Source organism: Auraticoccus cholistanensis, from assembly GCF_009742705.1.
GTDB classification, from domain to species: Bacteria; Actinomycetota; Actinomycetes; order Propionibacteriales; family Propionibacteriaceae; genus Auraticoccus; species Auraticoccus cholistanensis.
On the sequence record NZ_WPCU01000004.1, the window covers coordinates 683,342 to 700,196 of the forward strand.

A 16,855-nucleotide genomic window follows, 5' to 3' on the forward strand; every position below is an offset into this window, starting at 1 on the left:
AAGGAGTGAGCATGTCTGGATCCTCGTCGTTCGTCCGGAGCGGCGTCAGTCGTCGCGGCTTCCTCGGTGCCCTGGGCGTCGGAGCCTCCGCCCTCACCGTCGGCGGCCTCAGCGGGTGCGGCTCGGCAGAGCCGGTGCCGGTGCAGGAGGCCTCGGTGAGCTCGGCCGTGCTGCCGACCCACGTCCCGGTGGAGTACGCCACCCCCGACATCCCCTCGGTCAAGGGCTCGATCCCGGGCTACACCACCTGGCCGAGCTCGGTGACCCGCGCCGTGCCCACCCCGCCCGGCGACGGCCGCACGATCAAGGCCATGACGCCGCTGTGGGGCACCATCCCCGACGCCGAGGGCAACCAGTACTACGCCGCCGTCAACGAGCTGATCGGGAACACGATCGAGTTCCAGATCACCGACGGCAACGTCTACGGCGACAAGCTGGCCACCGTGCTGGCCTCGCCCCGCGACGTCCCGGACTGGGTGTCCATCCCGGGCTGGAACTTCCCGCCGCGCTTCGGCTCCGAGATCGTCGGCAACGTCTTCGCCGACCTGACCCCCTACCTGGCCGGCGACGCGGTGAAGAAGTACCCGCACCTGGCCAACATCCCCACCGACGCCTGGAAGATGTGCGTCTTCAACGGCAAGCTCTACGGCCTGCCCTACCCCGACTCCATCGTCCGCGACGCGATCTACTACCGCGACGACCTGATGGAGGAGCTCGGCATCACCGTCTCGGTCGGCTCGGCCGAGGACGTGCTCGCGCTGGCCCAGGAGGTGACCGACCCGAGCCGCAACCGCTGGGGTGCGGAGGACATGTGGAACGCGGCCGCCCAGATGTTCGGCGTGGTGCCGGAGTGGGGGCTGGTCGACGGCAAGCTGCTCAACCGGGTCGAGACCGAGCAGTACCGTGCCGCCCTGGACTGGACGACCAAGCTGTTCGCCTCCGGCGCGGTGCACCCGGACGCGGTCGCCGGTCAGACCGGCGAGGCCAAGCAGCGCTTCCAGGCCGGCCGCTCGCTGATCATGCCCGACGGCGTCGGCGGCTGGCACGAGGCGCTGCGCGACAACCTGGCCAGCAACCCCACCTACTCCCAGCGCCCCTTCGACCCCTTCCCGGCCACCGCCGGCGGGGAGATCGTGTACTGGAAGTCGCCGGGCGCGGGGATGTTCTCCTTCATCAAGAAGACCGACGACACCTCGATGATCGAGCAGATCCTGGCCGCCGCCGACGTGCTCGCCGCTCCTTTCGGCACGCTGGAGTTCCAGACCATCAACTACGGCGTCGAGGGCGTGCACTGGGAGGCCGGCGAGGGCGGGGTGCCCAAGCCCACCGACCTGGCTCCCAAGGAGCTGCAGCCCACCTACATCTTCCTGGCCGACCCGCCGGTGGTGGAGGCCAAGGTGCAGTACCCCGGCTACGTCGAGGAGTACTGCGGCTGGATGCAGAAGGTGGCCGAGCACGCCCAGGAGCCGCCGCTGTACGGCATGCAGATCACCGAGCCGGCCCAGTACGCCTCCATCGGCCAGCCCTTCACCGACCTCGAGGCCGACATCCCGCGGGGCCGCAAGCCCCTCAGCGCCCTCGACGACGCCATCGCCACCTGGAAGGCGTCCGGCGGTGAGGAGCTGCGCGCCTTCTACCAGAACCTGCTGGACCAGCAGTGAGCACCTCCCTCGAGCAGGCCTCGGCCGAGGTCGACCGCGCCGAGGAGGAGCTCGCGTCGCAGCGACGGCGCCCGGGCGCCCGCTCCGCACCGGTCCCGCAGCAGCGGCGCCGCACCCTGCGGACCCGGTGGCGCCGGGACCGCTCGCTGGTGCTCATGACGCTGCCGGCGGTGGCGCTGCTGGCGGTGTTCGCCTACGTGCCGATGCTGGGCAACATCGCCGCCTTCCAGCAGTACTCGCCCTACGCCGGCTTCCTGCAGAGCCCGCTGGTGGGCTTCAGCAACTTCGCCCGGGTCTTCACCAACCCGGCGTTCCTCAACTCCGTGGTGAACACGCTGACGATCACGGTCTTCCAGCTGGTCTTCTACTTCCCGGTCCCGATCGTGCTGGCGCTGCTGCTGAACAGCGTCATCTCGCCGCGGGTGCGGGTGCTGGTGCAGTCGGTGGTCTACCTGCCGCACTTCTTCAGCTGGGTGCTGGTGGTGACGGTGTTCCAGCAGATCCTGGGCGGCGCCGGCCTGGTGTCGCAGACGCTGCGGGCCCACGGCTACTCCGGGTTCGACCTGATGACCAACCCCGACACCTTCCTGCTGCTGATCACCATGCAGTCGATCTGGAAGGACGCCGGCTGGGGGATCATCATCTTCCTGGCCGCCCTCAGCACCGTCGACCCGGCGCTGCACGAGGCCGCCGCCTCCGACGGGGCCGGGCGCTGGCGCCGGATGTGGCACATCACCCTGCCGGCGCTGCGCCCGGTGGTCGTCCTGCTGCTGATCCTGCGGCTGGGCGACGCCCTCACCGTCGGCTTCGAGCAGCTGATCCTGCAGCGTGAGGCGGTGGGTGCGGAGGTCTCGGAGGTCGTCGACACCTTCGTCTACTACCAGGGCGTGGTCTACGGCGACTGGAGCTTCGCCGCGGCCGCCGGCCTGGTCAAGGGCCTGGTCAGCCTCGCGCTGGTGATGGGCGCCAACAAGCTCGCACACGTCTTCGGGGAGTCAGGGGTGTACCAGCGATGAGCACCGGCACGAGCGAGTCCACCGCCCCCGCGGCGGTCACCGCCGCCGCACGACGGGCCGGGGTCGGCCCGTCCTCGCCGCGACGCCGCCGGCGTCCGGCCGGCCGCCCGGTGTGGGAGGAGCCGCCGAGCCGGCTGGGTCTGGCCCTGAAGGGGCTGGTCCTGGTGCTGGTGGTGCTGGCGGTCGCCTTCCCGCTGTACACCGTGGTGCTGACCAGCTTCTCCACCCAGGCCGAGACCATCCGCACCGGCGGGCTGGTCGTGGTCCCCGGCGAGCTGACCCTGGAGGCCTACCGCCAGATCCTCTCCGGCGGCGTGGTCACCCGGGCCGCGGTGGTCAGCGTCGGCATCACCGCGGTGGGCACGGTGCTGTCCATGGTGGTGTCGGTGATGGCGGCCTACGGGCTGTCCCGGCCGGGGTCGCTGCTGCACACCCCGCTGCTGTTCGTCTTCCTGGTCACCATGTTCTTCGGGGCCGGGCTGATCCCCACCTACCTGCTGGTCAGCGGGCTGGGGCTCATCGACAGCTACTGGGCGCTGATCCTGCCCGGGGCGGTGTCGGCGTTCAACGTGCTGATCCTGCGCAACTTCTTCATGGGCATCGACGGCTCCATCCTGGACGCCGCCCGCATCGACGGGGCGGGGGAGTGGCGCATCCTGCTGCGCATCGTCATCCCGCTGTCCGGCGCCGTGCTGGCCGTGGTGGCGCTGTTCTACGGCGTGGGCTACTTCAACGCCTTCTTCAACGCCGTGCTCTACATCAACGACAACGCCAAGTGGCCGCTGCAGCTGGTGCTGCGCTCCTACGTGCTGCAGGGGGTGGCGCTGCCGGGCGGTGGCGACCCGACCTCCTCGGTCAGCGGCGCGGTGGCCGGGCTGCCGATCAAGATGGCCGTGGTGGTGCTGGCGGTGGTGCCGATCCTGCTGGTCTACCCGTTCGTCCAGCGCCACTTCACCAAGGGGGTCATCTTCGGTGCCATCAAGGGATGACGCCCCGGCGGGCGCGGGTGCGCGCGCCTCAGGCCCCGGCGCGGTGGGTGCGCAGCTCCGGCGCCACCAGCCGGACCTCCGGGCCGGGCTGGCCGGCCAGCCGCTCGATCACCATGTCGACGGCGATCTCGCCGATCCGGGCCGCGGGGATCTCGATCCAGGTGCAGTCCACCGGCAGGGCCTGCACCACGTCGGCCGGGGAGACCACCACCAGCGCGACGTCCTCGCGCCCGGCCTGCCGCAGACCCTCGACCACGCCGCCCAGCGCGCCCTCGTTGTGGACCAGCAGCCCGTCGAGGTCGGGGGCCCGGTGCAGCAGCTCGGCCACCGCGGCCATGCCGCCGGCCCGGGTCGAGGTCGCCGAGGTGCTCAGCGGACCGCCGTCCTGGGAGGCCGCCTCCTGGGTGTAGCCGCGCAGCAGCCGCTCGGCGAAGGACGTCCGCCGCGCCATCACCGCGGGCGGAGAGCCGACCAGCCCGACCCGGCGACGGCCCGCGGCGGCCAGGTGCCGCACACCCTCGCGGCCGGCGGCCTCGAAGTCGAGGTCGACGCAGCCCAGCCGGCCCGGCTCGTCCGGCAGCCCGATCAGCACCACGGGCTGGCGCACGGCCGCCAGCTCGGGCAGCCGCGGGTCGTCGCGCTCGACGTCCATCACGACCGCCCCGTCGACCATCGACCCCGACGCCACCCGGTCCAGGCTGTGCGGGTCCTCGTTGGTCAGCAGCAGCACGTCCAGGTCGTGGCTGCGGGCCCGGGTCACCACCCCGGCCACGAACTGCAGGATGACGCTGACGTTCACGTCCACCCGCAGCGGGGCGACCAGCGCCAGCACGTCGGTGCGCCGCGAGGCCAGCGCCCGGGCGCCGGCGTGCGGGCGGTAGCCGAGCTGCTCGACGGCCGCCTGGATCCGCGCCCGGGTGGCGGCGGAGATGGGGCGCTTGCCGCTGAGCGCGTAGGACACCGTGGACACCGAGACGCCGGCCGCCCGGGCGACGTCGCCGATGGTGGCTCCCTCACCGGGAGCGCTCGTCCTCACCGGCCGCACTCTATCGGCGCACCCGGTGCCCCGGCGCGGGTCTCCTGCCGCGGAGGACGTCGGTGAACGCCGCGCGGGAGGCCCGGACGGCGGGCCGCACCTGGTTCGGCGCCGACTGGAACCCCGAGCAGTGGGACCGCGAGGTGTGGCGCACCGACGTGGAGCTGATGGTGGCCGCCGGGGTCAACCTGGCCACCGTGGGGGTGTTCAGCTGGTCGAGCCTGGAGCCCCGTCCCGGGAAGTACACCCTGGACTGGCTGGTGGAGGTGCTGGACCTGCTCGCCGAGCACGGGATCGACGCCGACCTGGCCACCCCGACCGCCTCGCCGCCGCCCTGGCTGGGGGTGCGCTGGCCCGAGACGCGCACGGTCACCGAGACCGGCGTCCGGCTCAGCCACGGCTCCCGCAACCACTTCTGCCCCTCCTCCCCGGTCTACCGGGAGCGCTGCCGGGCGGTGGTGGCCGAGCTGGTCCGCCGCTGCGCCGGGCACCCGGCGGTGGCGCTGTGGCACGTCGGCAACGAGTACGGCCAGGTCTGCTTCTGCGACCTGTGCGCCGAGGCCTTCCGGCGCTGGCTGCAGCGCCGCCACGGCGACCTCGACACGCTGAACCGGGCCTGGGGGACGGCGGTGTGGAGCCAGGGCTACGCCGCCTGGGAGGAGGTGCTGCCCCCGCGGGCCGCGCCCTACGTCGTCAACCCCGCCCAGCGGCTCGACTTCCGCCGCTGGACCTCCGACGCGCTGCTCGAGCTCTACCTGGAGCAGAAGGAGCTGATCCGCGCCGCCGACCCGACGACCCCCATCACCACCAACGCGATGGGGTTCTTCGCCGGGGTGGACTACCGCCGCTGGACGCCCCACCTGGACGTGGTCAGCGACGACTCCTACCCCGACCCCGCCGACCCGGCGTCGGTGGTGGGCAGCGCGATGACCGCCGACCTGATGCGCGGGCTGGCCGACGGCAGGCCCTGGATGCTGATGGAGCAGGCCTGGAGCACCGTCAGCTGGCGCGAGCACAACGTGGCCAAGAGCCCCGCCCGGATGCGCCGTGAGGCCTTCCAGGCGCTGGCCCGCGGCGCCGACGGGCTGTGCTGGTTCCAGTGGCGCCAGGCCGCGGACGGACCCGAGCGGTTCCACTCCGCGCTGCTGCCGACCGCCGGCCCCGACACCCGCCAGCACCGGGCCGTCCGTGCCCTGGGCGCCGAGGTGGCCGCACTCGGCCGGCTGCCCGGCGCGGTGCCGGCCGAGGTGGCCGTCCTCTTCGACTGGCCCAGCTGGTGGGCCCACAGCGAGGCGGGTCTGCCCAGCGCCCGGCTGCGTCCGCTGGAGCAGCTGCGGCGCTGGTACGAGGTCTGCTGGCGGCAGGGCACCACGGTCGACCTGCGCGGCGGCGGGGACGACCTGGCTGGCTACCGGGCGCTGCTCGCCCCGACCGCGTTCCTGCTCGACGCCGCCACCCGGGAGCGGCTGACCGCGGCGGTGGAGGGCGGTGCCCACCTGGTGCTGGGACCGTTCAGCGGGGTGGTCGACGAGCACACCCGGCTCTGGCAGGAGCCGGTGCCGGCCGGGCTGGCCGGGCCGCTCGGCGCACGGGTCGAGGAGCACCTGCCGCTGCCCGACGACGCGGCCGTCGAGCTGCACCCCGAGCCGGGCACGGAGCTGCCCGCCGGCCGGGCGCTGCTGTGGGCGGAGTGGCTGCGCGCCGAGCAGGCCGAGGTGTGGCTGCGCTTCGCCGGCGGACCGGCCGACGGCGGGCCGGCGGTCGTCAGCCGCGGCTGGGGACGGGGCCGGGTCACCTACCTGGGCTGCGTCCCCGACGACGCCCTGCTGGCCGCCGTGCTCACCCGCTGCCTGGGGCTGGCCGGCGCGGCCACGGACCCCGGGCACCCCGACGGCGTCGAGGTGGTCCGCAGGGGTGGCGACCTGCTGCTGCTCAACCACGCCGACGGCCCGCGCCGCTACCGGCTGGCCGAGCCCATGACCGACCGGCTGACCGGTGCCCGCCACGCCGGCTCGATCGAGCTCGAACCCGACGCCGTGCGCGTCCTGACCAAGGAGGACCTGTGAGATTCACCGACGGCTACTGGCAGCTGCTGCCGGGCATGACCGTGCTGCGCCCGAAGGTGGTGGAGCAGGTCGAGGTCGGCGACGGCCGGGTCCGGCTGCACTGCCCGACGGGGCCGCTGCGCCACCGCGGCGACACCCTGAACCGGCCGGTGGTGACGGTCACGCTGACCTCCCCGGCCGAGGGGGTGCTCGGCGTGCGCATCGAGCACTTCACCGGGCTGCGGCCGCGCCACCCGGAGTTCGAGCTGGTCACCGACCCCGAGGTCGCCACCAGCGTCGAGCAGGACGAGCAGACGCTGACCTTCACCTCCGGCCCGCTCAGCGCCCGGGTGGGTCTGGGCGGGGAGTGGGGGATGGACTTCCTGGCCGACGGCCGGGTGCTGACGAGCTCCACCCCCCGCAGCATCGGGCTGGTCACCGACGGCGAGGGCCGCCACCACGTGCACGAGCAGCTGACGATCGGGGTGGGCGAGCACCTGTTCGGGCTGGGGGAGCGGTTCGGGCCCTTCGTCCGCAACGGGCAGTCGGTCGACACCTGGAACGCCGACGGCGGCACCTCGTCGGACCAGGCCTACAAGAACGTCCCCTTCTACCTCAGCGACCGCGGCTACGGCGTCTTCGTGGCCCACCCCGAGCGGGTCGGGTTCGAGGTGGGGACCGAGGTCGTCTCACGCACCCAGTTCTCCGTCGAGGGGCAGCACCTGCAGTACTACGTGGTGGCCGGACCCACGCCGGCCGACGTGCTGCGCCGCTACACCCGGCTGACCGGACGTCCGGCCGCCGTGCCGGACTGGTCGTTCGGGTTGTGGCTGTCGACCTCGTTCACCACCGAGTACGACGAGGCCACCGTCACCTCCTTCATCGACGGCATGCGCGAGCGCGAGCTGCCGCTGAGCGTGTTCCACTTCGACTGCTTCTGGATGCGCCAGTTCCACTGGTGCGACTTCGTCTGGGACCCGGCGACGTTCCCCGACCCGCCGGGGATGCTGGCCCGGCTGCGGGAGAAGGGGCTGCGGGTCTCGGCCTGGATCAACCCCTACATCGCCCAGCGCTCGGAGCTGTTCGCCGAGGGGGCCGAGAACGGCTACCTGCTGCGCACCACCGAGGGCGACGTCTGGCAGTGGGACATGTGGCAGGCCGGGATGGGGCTGGTCGACTTCACCAACCCCGACGCGGTCGAGTGGTACACCTCCAAGCTCAAGACCCTGCTCGACCAGGGCGTCGACGCCTTCAAGACCGACTTCGGCGAGCGGATCCCCACCGAGGGGGTGCGCTGGCACGACGGCTCGGACCCGCAGCGGATGCACAACTGGTACGCCCAGCTGTACAACCAGGCGGTGCACGAGCTGCTGGAGCGCCAGCGGGGCAAGGACCAGGCGGTGCTCTTCGCCCGCTCCGCCACCGCCGGCGGCCAGCGGTTCCCGGTGCACTGGGGCGGGGACTGCGAGTCGACCTTCGTCTCGATGGCGGAGTCGCTGCGCGGCGGGCTGTCGCTGGGGCTGTCCGGCTTCGGCTACTGGTCGCACGACATCGGCGGCTTCGAGGGCACGCCCGACCCGACCGTGTTCAAGCGGTGGGTGGCCTTCGGGCTGCTGTCCTCGCACTCGCGGCTGCACGGCTCGAGCTCCTACCGGGTGCCCTGGGCCTTCGACGAGGAGGCGGTCGACGTCACCCGCCGCTTCACCCGGCTGAAGATGTCGCTGATGCCCTACCTCTCCCGACTGGCCCGCGAGGCCCAGACCGACGGGCTGCCGATGATGCGGGCGATGGTGCTGCAGTACCCGCACGACAAGGCCGCGGTCACCGTCGACACCCAGTACATGCTCGGCGACGACGTGCTGGTGGCACCGGTGTTCGACGCCGACGGCTGGGCCGACTACTACCTGCCCGCCGGCACCTGGACCCACCTGCTGACCGGTGAGAAGCGGCAGGGCCCGGGCTGGCACCGCGAGCAGTACGGCAACGACTCGCTGCCGGTGTTCGTCCGTCCCGGTGCGGTGCTGCCGCGCGGGGCCGTGCTCGACCGTCCCGACTACGACCACGTCGACGGCCTCACCCTCGAGGTGCGCGAGCTCGCCGACGGCGAGCAGGCCGTGGTCGACGTCCCCACCGGCGAGGACGCCGCCCGCTGGGTGCTCACCCGCACCGGCGGCGCGCTGACCGTGACGGCCCGGGGTACCCAGCAGCCCTGGCGGGTCGTCGTGCTCGGCGCGGGCGGCGAGCCGGTGGCCGAGGCCTCCGCGACGGGCGCGGCAGCCACGACGCTGACCTGGCCGCCGGCCTGATCCCGGAGTCCCCGCACCCGGAGGGGTGCGGGGACGTGGGCGGGTGGGCCGGCCGCTCAGCCGCCGAGGCGCAGCGCGTCGACCGTCTGGTGGGCGGGCGCGGGGGCGTCCTCCAGCTGGGCGGCGACCGAGACGGTCAGCCCGCCCAGCAGGAAGCCGATCAGCGCGGCGGCCAGGGTCTTGGTGTCCATCAGTGCTCCTCGGGTCGGTGGGCGGCGTGGCCGTCCGGCTGGTGGTCGTGCGGGTGCCTGTGGTCGGCCGGGTGCCCGGGGTCGGCCGGGTGCCCGGGGTCGGCCGGCTGCCCCTGCTCGTCCGGGTGCTGGTGCCCGGCGTGCTCGTGCTCGTCCGGGCCGTGGTGCCCGGCGTGGTGGCGGTGGGTCAGCGCGTGGCCCCGGCCCCGGTCGATCAGGTACCGGTTGACCGGGAAGGCGGCGGCGAAGGCCGCGGCGAGGGCGAGGATCATCGCGATCCAGAACACCGGGTTGACCAGACCGGCGTGCATCGCGCCGGGGACCACCGCCATCACCAGGTTGTCGACGACCTCCATCACCGCGATGGACAGGGTGTCGGCGGCCAGCACGAGCCGGAGCGCGGCGCCGAAGCGCAGCCCCGTCCGCACCAGCGGCCAGGTCGAGAGCGTGTAGCCGAACAGGAAGGCCAGACCGACCGCGAGCGCGATGGTGGCCGCGGTGCCCAGCCCGAGCGCGGTGCCGACCACCATCCCGGTGATCTCGCCGATGGCGCAGCCGGTGAGGCAGTGCAGGGTCGCGCTGGCGGCCATGGCGTTGCGTGCGTTCATCCGTGGAACCTCCTCGATGGATACCCCCCTAGGGTATGCCCCGAGTCGCTCCCGCTCAAGGCCCTGCCGCGGCCGGCTCCGGAGGGTGGGGCGCCGGTGGCTCCGTGCGGGCAGAGTGGGGCTCGTGGCAGCAGCGGCAGGAGGGGGGACGCCGCCGCCGCGCCCGCGGGTGGTGGGGGTCGACGTGGCGCGGGCGGTGGCGCTGCTCGGCATGGTGGTGGCCCACGCGGCACCGCGCGGAGCCGCCGACGGCTGGGACTCCTGGCTGCTGGTGGCGGCCTCGGAGCGGTCGCGGCTGCTCTTCGCCGTCACGGCCGGGCTGGGTCTCGGGCTGCTGACCGGCGGCGCCGTCCGGCGCGACGACCGTCGCCGGCTGCGCGACCGCGTCGCGGCCCGGGGTCTGCTGCTGCTCGTGCTGGGGTCGCTGCTCACCCTGCTCGACCCGCCGGTGCGGGTGATCCTCGACGAGTACGGCCTCGCCTTCTGGCTGGTGCTGCCGCTGGTCTTCCTGCCCACCCGCCTGCTGCTGGTGCTGGCGCTGGCCGGCGTGCTGGTGCTGCCCGGAGCGGCCGCCGCGCTGGCGACCGTCCCGGCCGTGCGGTCGCTGCGGCTGGAGCCCTGGGGCGTCCTCGTCGAGTGGGCGGTGACCGGGTCCTACCCGCTGGCCGTCTGGGTCCCGGTGCTGCTGCTCGGCGTCGCGGTGACCCGGCTCGACCTGACCCGGGTGCGGCGGGTGGGCCGGCTCGCCGCGGGAGCGGCAGCGGTCGCGGTGCTCGGGCTGGTTGCCGGGGCCCAGCTCGCCACCCCGACCGAGGTGGCCGTCGGCTCCGCCGCCCGGGGCGTCCCGCGGCTCGCGGTGGCCACCTCCCTGACCGTGGCCGGCAACGTCGCGGTGGGTCTGGCCTGCGCGCTGCTGCTGGTGGCGCTCACCACCGTGGTGCCGCGGCTGGGCCGGCTGCTCGCGCCGCTGGCGGCGGCCGGCGCCATGCCGCTGACCCTCTACACCGCCCAGGTGCTGCTGCTGTGGGCCCTCGCCGAGGTGACCGGCCGCCCGCCCGGCTCCTGGGCGCTGGTCGGGCTGCTGGCCGCCGGGTCGGTGGTCTTCGCCTGGTGCTGGCGCCGGCTGCTGGGACGCGGTCCGCTGGAGCGGCTGGCGGCGGCGCTGGGTCGGTGAGCGGGCCGCGCCACCCCCTAGGCTGGGGCGGTGCGCGAGCCGGTGGTCTACGACGTGGCGATGCGGACGCGTTTCCGGGGCATCACCCGGCGGCAGGGGCTGCTGGTGCAGGGGCCGGCGGGCTGGGCCGAGTGGAGCCCGTTCCTCGACTACGCCGGTGCCGAGCTGGTGCCCTGGCAGCGGGCCTGCCAGGAGGCCGCCGAGCTGCTCCCGCCGCCGCCCGTGCGCACCTCGGTCCCCGTCAACTGCACCGTGCCGGCCCTCGACCCCGAGCGGGCGCACGCCCTCGTCGCGGCCTCCGGCTGCACCACGGCCAAGGTGAAGGTGGCCGAGCGCGGCCAGACGCTGGCCGACGACCTCGCCCGGGTGGAGGCCGTCCGCGACGCCCTCGGCCGCCGGGGCGCGGTCCGGGTGGACGCCAACGGGGGCTGGGACCTCGACGCCGCCGAGCAGGCGGTCGGCGCGCTGCGCTCCCTGGACCTGGAGTACGTGGAGCAGCCGTGCGCCTCGGTGGAGGAGCTCGCCGCGCTGCGACGCCGGCTGGCCCGTCGGGGGTGGGACGTCCGGGTGGCCGCCGACGAGTCCATCCGCCGCAGCGGCGACCCCGAGCGCGTGGTGGCCCTCGAGGCCGCCGACGTCGCGGTGCTCAAGGTGCAGCCGCTCGGCGGTGTCCGCCGCTGCCTGGAGCTGGCCGACCGGCTGGGTCTGCCGGTGGTGGTGTCGAGCGCGCTGGAGACCTCGGTCGGTCTGGCGGCCGGGCTGGCGCTGGCCGCCGCGCTGCCCGAGCTGCCCTTCGCCTGCGGGCTGGACACCGTCGCCCTGCTCGACGAGGACGTCTGCTCGAGGCCGCTGCGCTCGGTGGACGGGGCCATCGCGGTGCCCGCCGCACCACCGGTGCCGGACCGGCTGGAGGCCGTCCGGGCCGACCCGGCGACGACCGCGGCGTGGCTGCAGCGGTGGGCGGGCACCCGCGCCGCCGCGGAGGAGGAGGACCGGGATGGCTGAGCAGCAGGTGCCGAGCGTCTCCGCGGCGCTGGCCGTGGTCGAGGAGCTGGTGGCCGGCGGCGTCGTCGAGGCGGTGGTCTCGCCCGGGTCCCGCAGCGCCCCGCTGGCCTACGCCCTGGAGGCGGCCGAGCGCGGCGGGCTGCTGCGGCTGCACGTCCGCATCGACGAGCGCAGCGCCGCCTGGACCGCGCTGGGGCTCGCCCGGGCCACCGGGCGGGCGGTGGTGGTGGTCACCACCTCGGGCACCGCGGTGGCCAACCTGCACCCGGCGGTGCTGGAGGCCGACGCGGCCCACGTCCCGCTGGTGGTGGTCAGCGCCGACCGCCCGGCCGCGCTGGTCGACACCGGGGCCAACCAGACCACCCGTCAGGTGGGGATGTTCGCCGAGGCGGTCCGCAGCAGCGCCCGGATGGACGCCGCCTCCCCCGACGCGCTGCGGGCGGCGGTGCGGCGGCTGCTGGTGGCCGCGACCGGGGTCCGCACCGGCACCCCCGGACCCGTCCACCTCAACCTCGAGCTGGCCGACCCGCTGGTGCCCGCGCAGCCGCTGGCCGCGGTGGAGCGCGTGCCGGCCGGCTGGCAGGTCAGCCGTCCCGAGCACCCGCCGGCGCCGCTGCCCGCCGACGCCGGCACCGTGGTGCTGGTCGGCGACGCCGACCCCGCCACCGGCGCCGCCGCCCGCGCGCTGGCCGAGCGGGGCCGGGTGCCGCTGCTCAGCGAGCCCTCGGGCAACGCCCGGGTGGGGGAGTGCGCGGTCGCCGGCTACCGGCTGCTGCTGCCCGGGCCGCTGGGGCAGCGGATCACCCGGGTGCTGTGCCTGGGCCACCCGACGCTCTCGCGCCCGGTGAGCCGGTTGCTGGCCCGCCACGACGTCGAGGTGGTCGTGGTGGGCGGCGGCGACCGCTGGCCCGACCCCGGGCACCGGGTCTCCCGCGTGCTGGGCGCGGTGGAGCTCGAGCCCGGGCCGGAGGGCTGGCTGCAGGAGTGGCTGACCGCCGACCGCGAGCTGGGGGCGCGGCTGGCCGCCGAGCTGGCCGCTCGGGACGGCCTCACCGGGCCCGGGCTGGCGGCGGAGGTCGCCACCAGCCTGCGCGCGGACGACGTCTGGCTGCTCGGCTCCTCCTCGACCGTCCGCGACGCCGACCTGGCGCCGGTCTGGCGCTCGACCGGTCCGCAGGTGCACGCCAACCGCGGTCTGGCCGGCATCGACGGGACGGTCTCCACCGCGGTCGGGCTCGCGCTCGGGACCGGGCGCGGGGTCACCGCCCTGCTCGGCGACCTGACCTGGCTGCACGACGCCAACGGGCTGCTGATCGGCCCGGGCGAACCGCGCCCCGACGTCCGCTTCGTGGTCGCCAACGACCGCGGCGGGGCCATCTTCGCCACGCTCGAGCAGGGCCGCGACGAGCTCGCGGGCTCCTTCGAGCGGTTGTTCGCCACCCCGCACCGGGTCGACCTCGCCGCGCTGGCGGCCGCTCACGGGGTCGTCCACCGCCCGGTCGGCTCGGTGGCCGAGCTGAGGGAGTTGCTGTCGCGCAGGATCCGGGGGCTCGAGCTGGTCGAGGTGCGGCTGGACCGCTCCGGGCGCCGCGAGCTGGACGAGCGGATCCGCGCCCTGGCCTGAGCCCGCCGGCTCAGCGACTCCTCAGGATTGGGGCGTCCGGCAACGGGTATCACCATGCCACCTGGGGTTCCGTCCAGGCATCGAACACTGTGGAGGAGCTATGACCGTTCCTACTTCGTCCCGCGCCGACCGTGCCGGCCGGACGGCTGTGCAGAAGGCCGCCCTGGCCGTCGGCGTGGTCTTCCTGCTGGTCGGCGTGCTGGGATTCGTCCCGGGTATCACCAGCAACTACGACACCATGTCCTTCGCGTCCCACCACTCCGAGGCCATGCTGCTCGGCATCTTCCAGGTCTCGATCCTGCACAACATCGTCCACCTGCTGTTCGGCATCGCCGGGCTCCTGATGGCCCGTTCGGTGTCCGGGGCGCGCAGCTACCTGGTCGTCGGCGGCATCATCTACCTGGTGCTGTTCCTGTACGGCCTGTTCGTCCCGCAGGACTCGTCGGCCAACTTCGTGCCGCTGAACCTGGCCGACGACATCCTGCACCTGCTGCTGGGCATCGGCATGGTGGGCCTGGGCCTGGCGCTCACCCGCGACCGGGGCCGCGTCAACGCCTGACCCACGCGGGCGAGCAGATCGCCCTGCTGACCAGCTCTCGTCCTCCAGCACCGGCCACCCGGCCGGGGCTGGGGGACGAGTGCTGTCCGGCCCCGGCTGCGGCGGGGCCGCGGCCGGCTGCCAGCCCGCGCCGGCGGCTCAGTCGAAGGAGCGCAGCCACCGACGCAGCGCCGCGGTGGCCAGCACGTCGTCCTCGTTGTACTGCAGCACCCGGGTGCGGGCGAGCTCGCGGACCTCCTCGGTCGCGCCGTGGACGGCCTCGCCGAACCAGCGCTGGGAGTTCAGGCCGCCGGGGTCGTCGTCACGCCAGCGGAACCCCGCACCCGTGCTGGCCACCACCTTCAACCCCAGGCCGTGCACCCCGAAGAGGTGGTCGCGGACCACGGCGAACAGGTCGACGAAGCAGCGGCTGGCGTCGTCGCGGGCCCACCGCAGCACGGTACCGGCCGGGGACCGGGCCGCCTCGGCCCGCTCGGCGAGCTGGCCGATCCGCACCGTCTCGTAGTCGCTGTAGTGGTAGACCAGCACCGACCGCTCGCCGCCGACGAGGTCGCGCAGCCAGCTCAGCGCGCGGCGCGCGAGCTCCAGCTCGCCTTCCGCGTCGAGGTCGTCCCAGGCGACGAAGGAGCGGAACTCGCTGCTGCCGCTGACGGTGTCGTTGACCAGGAAGCCCCACAGGTAGACGCGGTCCTCGGCCGAGGTCTCGATGTCGAGGTCGATCTCGAGCTCCGCGCCCGGGATCTTCACCGGTCCGGACTCGAGCCGCTCCAGCGTGACCCCGGCGCTGATCAGCTGGGCCCGCCGGGCGGTGATCCGCAGCCGGCGCTCCGCCTGCGAGCGGTGCGCCACCTCCGGCAGGTAGCGGGGGAGCAGCTCGTCGAGGTCGGCCTCGGCCAGCGCGCGGGTGGTGCTGACGCCCAGCGAGCGGAGCACGCTGATCTCGCGGACGTCCAGCGGCGCCTTGGCGATCCGCAGGCTGATGTCCTCCGCGTCGAGCTGGGGGCGGCAGTGCTCCCACCACTGGCAGCGGTCGCACTCGTCGATCTTGATCGGGTGCACCATCGGCTGCACCCCCGGCTCCCCGAGCCGGCGGGCCCGGCTGGCCACCGACACCCGGAAGCCGTGCTCGTGGTCGTAGCGCTCCAGCCCCGAGCGCAGCCGCCAGCCCCCGGCGGTGCGCCGGGAGAAGGTGCGGAACCGCGGCTCGGCCAGCGGCAGCCAGGTCACCCCGACCGGTTCGTCGGTGCCCACCAACCCGGCCCAGGGCGCCCCCGCCGCAGCGCAGCCGCAGGCCTCGAGCAGCCGCCAGAAGTGCGCCAGCTGCAGCACGTCGCGCTCCCGGCGGGCGTTGCGGAAGCTCCAGCCCGGGACGGCCTCCGAGCCGGCCAGCGCCGGCTGCGCCAGCGGGGCGACCCGCAGCAGGTCGGCGTCGGCGGGCACCGAGCGCTGCTCGCGCACCTTGTGCCCCTTGACCAGCACCGGCAGGTAGCCCGGACGCCCGTCCGCGGTGTCGGCGCCGCGCACCAGCACGTCGCAGCGTCCGACCCGGTGGCCCTCGTGGTCGGCGGGCAGCTCGGCCCCCAGCAGCACCGGCGCACCGGCGGCCATCGCCGCCCGGCAGCGCTCCACCCGCTCGGCCAGCGGCTCGTCGAGCCCGCGCAGGTCGAGCGCGCCGGGCAGCGCGGCCAGGGTGTCGCTGACCTGGGCGCGCCACTCCTCGGTGCCGGCGAAGAGCTCGCGCAGCGCCTCGTCCGGCGCCGGGGCGGCGAAGACCCCGGTGATCCGCGGGTCGTGGCTGTTCTGGGTCTTCACCGGGCAGCTCGGGGCCGCCCACGGACCCAGCAGCACCCCCCGGCCCGGGTCGGGCCGGCCTGGTGGACCCGCCGGCTGCTCGCTCATGCCACGGCGCGGTGCAGCGCGACGATCCCGCCGCTCAGGTTCCGCCAGCCCACGTCGGACCAGCCGGCCGAGGCGATCATCGCCGCCAGCCGCCGCTGGTCGGGCCAGGCCAGGATCGACTCGGCCAGGTACTCGTAGGCGACGGGGTTGGACGAGACCGCCCGCGCCACCCGGGGCAGCGCCGCCACCAGGTAGTTGCGGTACACCGAGCGCAGCACCGGCACCACCGGCGAGCTGAACTCGCAGATCACCAGCCGCCCGCCGGGGCGGGTGACCCGGCGCAGCTCGGCCAGCGCCTCCTCGGTGCTCTCGACGTTGCGCAGCCCGAAGGAGATCGTGACGGCGTCGAAGGCCCCGTCGGCGAAGGGCAGGGCGAGGGCGTCGCCGGCCACGAAGGGCAGGTCGGGCTGGCGGCGCTTGCCCACCGCCAGCATGCCGAGGGAGAGGTCGGTGGGGACCACCAGGGCGCCGGCGTCGGCGAAGGGACGGCTGGACGTCCCCGTGCCGGCGGCCAGGTCGAGCACCCGCTGGCCCGGTCGCGGGTCGACCGAGCGGCGCACCAGCCGCCGCCAGCGCCGGTCCTGGCCCAGGGAGAGGATGTCGTTGGTGGCGTCGTAGCGCTCGGCCACGTGGTCGAACATCGCCGAGACGTCGGAACGCCGCTTGGCCAGTGTGGCGCGGGAGGTCTGTCTCGGCACGTGTGGGATTCTGCCACGTGGTCCTGACAGGACCGCCGGTTGCG

At 74.6% G+C, this 16,855-nt stretch carries 14 protein-coding genes; 9 read left to right on the forward strand and 5 right to left on the reverse strand.

Features of this window, described 5'->3' with window-relative positions; translation table 11 throughout:
- Positions 1-11: 11 nt before the first annotated feature.
- Genes GC722_RS05615 through GC722_RS05625 form a run of 3 tightly spaced genes read left to right on the forward strand, consistent with a single transcriptional unit; the run spans position 12 to position 3,666 of the window.
- A complete protein-coding gene (locus GC722_RS05615) occupies positions 12-1,661 on the forward strand; it encodes a twin-arginine translocation signal domain-containing protein (RefSeq protein WP_156608624.1) in 1,650 nt (549 codons plus the stop codon).
- A complete protein-coding gene (locus GC722_RS05620) occupies positions 1,658-2,677 on the forward strand; it encodes an ABC transporter permease (RefSeq protein ID WP_331714412.1) in 1,020 nt (339 codons plus the stop codon). The genes GC722_RS05615 and GC722_RS05620 overlap by 4 nt, the downstream gene beginning before the upstream one ends.
- Complete coding sequence (locus tag GC722_RS05625) at positions 2,674-3,666, forward strand: carbohydrate ABC transporter permease (protein ID WP_156608625.1); 993 nt, start codon at positions 2,674-2,676, stop codon at positions 3,664-3,666. Before GC722_RS05620 ends, GC722_RS05625 begins: the two co-directional genes overlap by 4 nt.
- 28 nt (positions 3,667-3,694) lie before the next feature.
- Here GC722_RS05625 and GC722_RS05630 read toward each other — a convergent pair whose 3' ends face one another.
- The gene (locus GC722_RS05630; protein ID WP_331714413.1) at positions 3,695-4,702 is read right to left on the reverse strand and encodes a LacI family DNA-binding transcriptional regulator; all 1,008 of its coding nucleotides are present in this window, start codon (positions 4,700-4,702) and stop codon (positions 3,695-3,697) included.
- 62 nt (positions 4,703-4,764) lie between these two features.
- On the opposite strand from GC722_RS05630, the gene GC722_RS05635 reads away from it, so the two are divergent.
- Positions 4,765-6,768: a beta-galactosidase gene (locus GC722_RS05635; RefSeq protein WP_197429837.1), complete on the forward strand. Its 2,004-nt coding sequence runs from the start codon at positions 4,765-4,767 to the stop codon at positions 6,766-6,768.
- Positions 6,765-9,053, forward strand: coding sequence for an alpha-xylosidase (gene yicI, locus GC722_RS05640; protein ID WP_331714414.1), 2,289 nt, complete (start codon positions 6,765-6,767; stop codon positions 9,051-9,053). Before GC722_RS05635 ends, yicI begins: the two co-directional genes overlap by 4 nt.
- A gap of 56 nt (positions 9,054-9,109) precedes the next feature.
- Here the strand turns inward: yicI and GC722_RS18885 are convergent, their stop codons facing one another.
- Positions 9,110-9,244 (reverse strand): hypothetical protein, encoded by a 135-nt coding sequence (locus GC722_RS18885; protein ID WP_269449712.1) that lies wholly within the window; start codon positions 9,242-9,244, stop codon positions 9,110-9,112.
- Positions 9,244-9,852, reverse strand: a complete 609-nt coding sequence (locus GC722_RS05645; protein WP_231747394.1) for a DUF4396 domain-containing protein — start codon at positions 9,850-9,852, stop codon at positions 9,244-9,246. Before GC722_RS05645 ends, GC722_RS18885 begins: the two co-directional genes overlap by 1 nt.
- Before the next feature lie 124 nt (positions 9,853-9,976).
- On the opposite strand from GC722_RS05645, the gene GC722_RS05650 reads away from it, so the two are divergent.
- The 4 genes from GC722_RS05650 to GC722_RS05665 all read left to right on the forward strand — a co-directional run bounded on the left by GC722_RS05650 (position 9,977) and on the right by GC722_RS05665 (position 14,214).
- A complete protein-coding gene (locus tag GC722_RS05650) occupies positions 9,977-11,026 on the forward strand; it encodes a DUF418 domain-containing protein (RefSeq protein WP_197429838.1) in 1,050 nt (349 codons plus the stop codon).
- 30 nt (positions 11,027-11,056) lie between these two features.
- A complete protein-coding gene (locus GC722_RS05655) occupies positions 11,057-12,031 on the forward strand; it encodes an o-succinylbenzoate synthase (protein ID WP_331714415.1) in 975 nt (324 codons plus the stop codon).
- On the forward strand, positions 12,024-13,655 hold the full coding sequence (gene menD, locus GC722_RS05660; RefSeq protein ID WP_156608629.1) for a 2-succinyl-5-enolpyruvyl-6-hydroxy-3-cyclohexene-1-carboxylic-acid synthase: 1,632 nt from the start codon (positions 12,024-12,026) through the stop codon (positions 13,653-13,655). Before GC722_RS05655 ends, menD begins: the two co-directional genes overlap by 8 nt.
- Before the next feature lie 100 nt (positions 13,656-13,755).
- Positions 13,756-14,214: a DUF4383 domain-containing protein gene (locus tag GC722_RS05665; RefSeq protein ID WP_156608631.1), complete on the forward strand. Its 459-nt coding sequence runs from the start codon at positions 13,756-13,758 to the stop codon at positions 14,212-14,214.
- Positions 14,215-14,352: 138 nt separating this feature from the next.
- Here the strand turns inward: GC722_RS05665 and GC722_RS05670 are convergent, their stop codons facing one another.
- Complete coding sequence (locus GC722_RS05670) at positions 14,353-16,113, reverse strand: TM0106 family RecB-like putative nuclease (protein ID WP_156608633.1); 1,761 nt, start codon at positions 16,111-16,113, stop codon at positions 14,353-14,355.
- Positions 16,110-16,811 (reverse strand): demethylmenaquinone methyltransferase, encoded by a 702-nt coding sequence (locus tag GC722_RS05675; RefSeq protein ID WP_331714416.1) that lies wholly within the window; start codon positions 16,809-16,811, stop codon positions 16,110-16,112. The genes GC722_RS05670 and GC722_RS05675 overlap by 4 nt, the downstream gene beginning before the upstream one ends.
- Between the last annotated feature and the right edge of the window lie 44 nt (positions 16,812-16,855).